A 6,273-nucleotide genomic window follows, 5' to 3' on the forward strand; every position below is an offset into this window, starting at 1 on the left:
GAGTACCATTCAAGGTATCGTTGATCAAGACACTTGCTGTGGTGCCTCCTGTTCTGCCATTGATGGAATCAAAGTCATCTGGATTCGCAACTATCGGTGCTGCTTCCACAGTAACTGTTGCAATGGCTGTTGAACAATTGCTAGGGTTAAGGTTTTCGCAAATCCTGTATTCTAGCTCATAAGTGCCTGCTGGGGTGTTTGCTGCTATTCCAATTGTTCCATCAGAGTTCAAGGTCAATTCAGAATCTCCATCTACCAAGCTCAAAGTAACATCAGCTGGATTCACTATCACTCCATTCAAGGTATCGTTGATCAAGACACTTGCTGTAGTGCCTCCTGTTCTGCCATTGATGGAATCAAAATCATCTGGATTCGCAAGTATCGGTGCTGCTTCAACAGTAACTGTTGCAATGGCCGTTGAACAGTTACCCGGATTAAGTATCTCGCAGATGCTGTATTCTAGCTCATAAGTGCCTGCTGGGGTGTTTGCTGCAATGGTTATTGTACCATTTGCATTGAGTGTCAATTCAGAATCTCCATCTACCAAGCTCAAAGTAATATCTGCTGGATTCACTGGAGTACCATTCAAAGTGTCATTGATCAAGACACTTGCTGTGGTGCCTCCTATTCTGCCATTGATAGAATCAAAGTCATCTGGATTCGCAACTATCGGAGCTGCTTCCACAGTAACTGTTGCAATGGCTGTTGAACAGTTGCCCGAATTAAGATTCTCACAAATCCTGTATTCTAGCTCATAAGTGCCTGCTGGGGTGTTTGGTAAAACTGATATTGTACCATTTGCATTGAGTGTCAATTCAGAATCTCCATCTACCAAGCTCAAAGTAACATCCGCAGGATTCACTGGAGTACCATTCAAGGTATCGTTGATCAAGACACTTGCTGTGGTGCCTCCTGTTCTACCATTGATGGAATCAAAGTCATCTGGATTCGCAACTATCGGAGCAGCTTCCACTGTAACTGTTGCAATAGCCGTTGAACAATTACCTGCATTAAGATTCTCACAAATCCTGTATTCTAACTCATAAGTGCCTGATGGGGTGTTTGGTGCTATTCCAATTGTTCCATCAGGGTTCAAGGTCAATTCAGAATCTCCATCTACCAAGCTCAAAGTAACATCCGCAGGATTCACTGGATCTCCATTCAAAGTATCGTTGATCAATACACTTGCTGTGGTGCCTCCTGTTCTGCCATTGATGGAATCAAAGTCATCTGGATTCGCAACTATCGGTGCTGCTTCCACAGTAACTGTTGCAATGGCCGTTGAACAGTTGCCCGAATTAAGATTCTCACAAATCCTGTATTCTAGCTCATAAGTGCCTGCTGGGGTGTTTGGTGAAACTGATATTGTTCCATTTGCATTGAGCGTCAATGGAGATGATGGATCTGGATCCACCTGAGTCAAAGTGACATCTGCTGGATTCACTATCGCTCCATTCAAGGTATCGTTGATCAAGACACTTGCTGTAGTGCCTCCTATTCTACCATTGATGGAATCAAAGTTGTCAGGGTTCGCAACTATCGGAGCAGCTTCCACAGTAACTGTTGCAATAGCCGTTGAACAGTTACCCGGATTAAGTATCTCACAAATCCTGTATTCTAGCTCATAAATGCCTGATGGAGTGTTTGGTGCTATTCCAATTGTTCCATCAGGGTTCAAGGTCAATGGAGATGATGGATCTGGATCCACCTGAGTCAAAGTAACATCGGTTGGATTCACTTGAATACCATTCAAAGTGTCATTGATAAAGACACTTGCTGTAGTGCCTCCTGTTCTACCATTGATGGAATCAAAGTCATCTGGATTCGCAAGTATCGGTGCTGCTTCCACAGTAACTGTTGCAATAGCCGTTGAACAGTTACCTGAATTAAGATTCTCACAAATCCTGTATTCTAGCTCGTAAGTGCCTGCTGGGGTGTTTGGTGCAATGGTTATTGTACCATCTGCATTGAGCGTCAATTCTGAATCTCCATCTACCAAGCTCAAAGTAATATCTGCTGGATTCACTGGAGTACCATTCAAGGTATCGTTGATCAAGACACTTGCTGTAGTGCCTCCTGTTCTGCCATTGATGGAATCAAAATCATCTGGATTCGCAAGTATCGGTGCTGCTTCCACAGTAACTGTTGCAATAGCCGTTGAACAGTTACCTGGATTAAGTATCTCACAAATCCTGTATTCTAGCTCATAAGTACCTGCTGGAGTGTTTGGTGCAATGGATATTGTTCCATTTGCATTTAGGGTCAATTCAGAATCTCCATCTACCAAGCTCAAAGTAACATCAGTTGAATTCACTATCGCTCCATTCAAGGTATCGTTGATCAAGACACTTGCTGTAGTGCCTCCTGTTCTGCCATTGATGGAATCAAAGTCATCTGGATTCGCAATTATCGGAGCTGCTTCCACAGTAACTGTTGCAATAGCCGTTGAACAGTTACCCGGATTAAGTATCTCACAAATCCTGTATTCTAGCTCGTAAGTACCTGCTGGGGTGTTTGGTGCAATGGTTATTGTACCATTTGCGTTCAACGTCAATGGAGATGATGGGTCAGGATCCACCTGAGTCAAAGTAACATCGGTTGGACTCACTATCGCTCCATTCAAGGTATCGTTGATCAAGACACTTGCTGTAATTTCTCCTGTTCTGCCATTGATGGAATCAAAGTCATCTGGATTCGCAAGTATCGGTGCTGCTTCCACAGTAACTGTTGCAATAGCCGTTGAACAGTTACCAGGGTTAAGATTCTCACAAATCCTGTATTCTAACTCATAAGTGCCTGCTGGGGTGTTTGCTGCAATGGTTATTGTACCATTTGCATTGAGTGTCAATTCAGAATCTCCATCTAACAAGCTCAAAGTAATATCTGCTGGATTCACTATCACTCCATTCAAGGTATCGTTGATCAAGACACTTGCTGTATTGCCTCCTGTTCTACCATTGATGGAATCAAAATCATCTGGATTCGCAAGTATCGGTGCTGCTTCCACAGTAACCGTTGCAATGGCTGTTGAACAGTTGCTAGGGTTAAGATTCTCACAAATCCTGTATTCTAGCTCATAAGTGCCTGCTGGGGTGTTTGCTGCAATGGTTATTGTTCCATTTGCATTTAGGGTCAATTCAGAATCTCCATCTACCAAGCTCAAAGTAACATCAGTTGAATTCACTATCGCTCCATTCAAGGTATCGTTGATCAAGACACTTGCTGTAGTGCCTCCTGTTCTACCATTGATGGAATCAAAATCATCTGGATTCGCAACTATCGGTGCTGCTTCCACAGTAACTGTTGCAATGGCTGTTGAACAGTTGCTTGGATTAAGGTTTTCGCAGATGCTGTATTCTAACTCATAAGTGCCTGCTGGGGTGTTTGGTAAAACTGATATTGTACCATTTGCATTTAGGGTCAATTCAGAATCTCCATCTACCAAGCTCAAAGTAATATCTGCTGGATTCACTGGAGTACCATTCAAAGTGTCATTGATCAAGACACTTGCTGTGGTGCCTCCTGTTCTGCCATTGATGGAATCAAAATCATCTGGATTCGCAATTATCGGAGCTGCTTCCACAGTAACTGTTGCAATAGCCGTTGAACAATTGCTTGGATTAAGGTTTTCGCAAATCCTGTATTCTAGTTCGTAAGTGCCTGCTGGGGTGTTTGGCGCAATGGTTATTGTTCCATTTGCATTGAGCGTCAATTCTGAATCTCCATCTACCAAGCTCAAAGTAACATCAGTTGGATTCACTATCGCTCCATTCAAAGTGTCATTGATCAAGACACTTGCTGTGGTGCCTCCTGTTCTGCCATTGATGGAATCAAAGTCATCTGGATTCGCAAGTATCGGAGCTGCTTCCACAGTAACTGTTGCAATGGCCGTTGAACAGTTGCTTGGGTTAAGATTCTCACAAATCCTGTATTCTAGCTCATAAGGGCCTGCTGGGGTGTTTGGTGCAATGGATATTGTTCCATTTGCATTGAGTGTCAATTCAGAATCTCCATCTACCAAGCTCAAAGTAACATCTGCTGGATTCACTTGAATACCATTCAAAGTGTCATTGATCAAAACGCTCGCTGTAGTGCCTCCTGTTCTACCATTGATGGAATCAAAGTCATCTGGATTCGCAACTATCGGAGCAGCTTCCACAGTAACTGTTGCAATGGCCGTTGAACAGTTGCATGGGTTAAGATTCTCACAAATCCTGTATTCTAGCTCATAAGTGCCTGATGGGGTGTTTGGTGAAACTGATATTGTTCCATTTGCATTGAGCGTCAATGGAGATGATGGATCTGGATCCACCTGAGTCAAAGTAACATCGGTAGGATTCACTTGAATACCATTCAAAGTGTCATTGATAAAGACACTTGCTGTATTGCCTCCTGTTCTACCATTGATGGAATCAAAATCATCTGGATTCGCAAGTATCGGTGCTGCTTCCACAGTAACCGTTGCAATGGCTGTTGAACAGTTGCTAGGGTTAAGATTCTCACAAATCCTGTATTCTAGCTCATAAGTGCCTGCTGGGGTGTTTGCTGCAATGGTTATTGTTCCATTTGCATTTAGGGTCAATTCAGAATCTCCATCTACCAAGCTCAAAGTAACATCAGTTGAATTCACTATCGCTCCATTCAAGGTATCGTTGATCAAGACACTTGCTGTAGTGCCTCCTGTTCTACCATTGATGGAATCAAAATCATCTGGATTCGCAAGTATCGGTGCTGCTTCCACAGTAACTGTTGCAATAGCCGTTGAACAGTTGCTTGGGTTAAGATTCTCACAAATCCTGTATTCTAGCTCATAAGTACCTGCTGGGGTGTTTGGTGCAATGGTTATTGTACCATCTGCATTGAGCGTCAATTCAGAATCTCCATCTACCAAGCTCAAAGTAACATCAGCTGGATTCACTATCGCTCCATTCAAGGTATCGTTGATCAAGACACTTGCTGTATTGCCTCCTGTTCTACCATTGATGGAATCAAAATCATCTGGATTCGCAATTATCGGAGCTGCTTCCACAGTAACTGTTGCAATAGCCGTTGAACAATTGCTTGGATTAAGGTTTTCGCAAATCCTGTATTCTAGTTCGTAAGTGCCTGCTGGGGTGTTTGGCGCAATGGTTATTGTTCCATTTGCATTGAGTGTCAATTCAGAATCTCCATCTACCAAGCTCAAAGTAACATCTGCTGGATTCACTTGAATACCATTCAAAGTGTCATTGATCAAAACGCTCGCTGTAGTGCCTCCTGTTCTACCATTGATGGAATCAAAGTCATCTGGATTCGCAACTATCAGAGCTGCTTCCACAGTAACTGTTGCAATAGCCGTTGAACAGTTACCCGAATTAAGATTCTCACAAATGCTGTATTCTAACTCATAAATGCCTGCTGGGGTGTTTGGTAAAACTGATATTGTACCATTTGCATTTAGGGTCAATTCAGAATCTCCATCTACCAAGCTCAAAGTAATATCTGCTGGATTCACTGGAGTACCATTCAAAGTGTCATTGATCAAGACACTTGCTGTGGTGCCTCCTGTTCTGCCATTGATGGAATCAAAGTCATCTGGATTCGCAAGTATCGGTGCTGCTTCCACAGTAACTGTTGCAATGGCTGTTGAACAATTGCTAGGGTTAAGGTTTTCGCAAATCCTGTATTCTAGCTCATAAGTGCCTGCTGGGGTGTTTGCTGCTATTCCAATTGTTCCATCAGAGTTCAAGGTCAATTCAGAATCTCCATCTACCAAGCTCAAAGTAACATCAGCTGGATTCACTTGAATACCATTCAAGGTATCGTTGATCAAGACACTTGCTGTGGTACCTCCTGTTCTGCCATTAATGGAATCAAAATCATCTAGATTCGCAACTATCGGAGCAGCTTCCACAGTAACTGTTGCAATGGCCGTTGAACAGTTGCCCGAATTAAGATTCTCACAAATCCTGTATTCTAACTCATAAGTGCCTGCTGGAGTGTTTGGTGCAATGGATATTGTTCCATCAGAGTTCAAGGTCAATTCAGAATCTCCATCTACCAAGCTCAAAGTAACATCCGCAGGATTTACTGGATCTCCATTCAAGGTATCGTTGATCAAGACACTTGCTGTGGTGCCTCCTGTTCTACCATTGATGGAATCAAAATCATCTGGATTCGCAACTATCGGTGCTGCTTCCACAGTAACTGTTGCAATGGCCGTTGAACAGTTGCTAGGGTTAAGATTTTCGCAAATCCTGTATTCTAGCTCATAAGTACCTGCTGGGGTGTTTG

General features: G+C 43.0%; 1 protein-coding gene. It reads right to left on the minus strand.

The window, feature by feature from the left end; all coding sequences use genetic code 11:
- The coding region (locus tag MM214_RS18770; protein WP_241297716.1) for a beta strand repeat-containing protein at positions 1 to 6,273 on the minus strand (6,273 nt) is incomplete at both ends.

It is taken from the genome of Belliella kenyensis (assembly GCF_022549675.1).
In the GTDB taxonomy this organism is placed as follows: domain Bacteria; phylum Bacteroidota; class Bacteroidia; order Cytophagales; family Cyclobacteriaceae; genus Belliella; species Belliella kenyensis.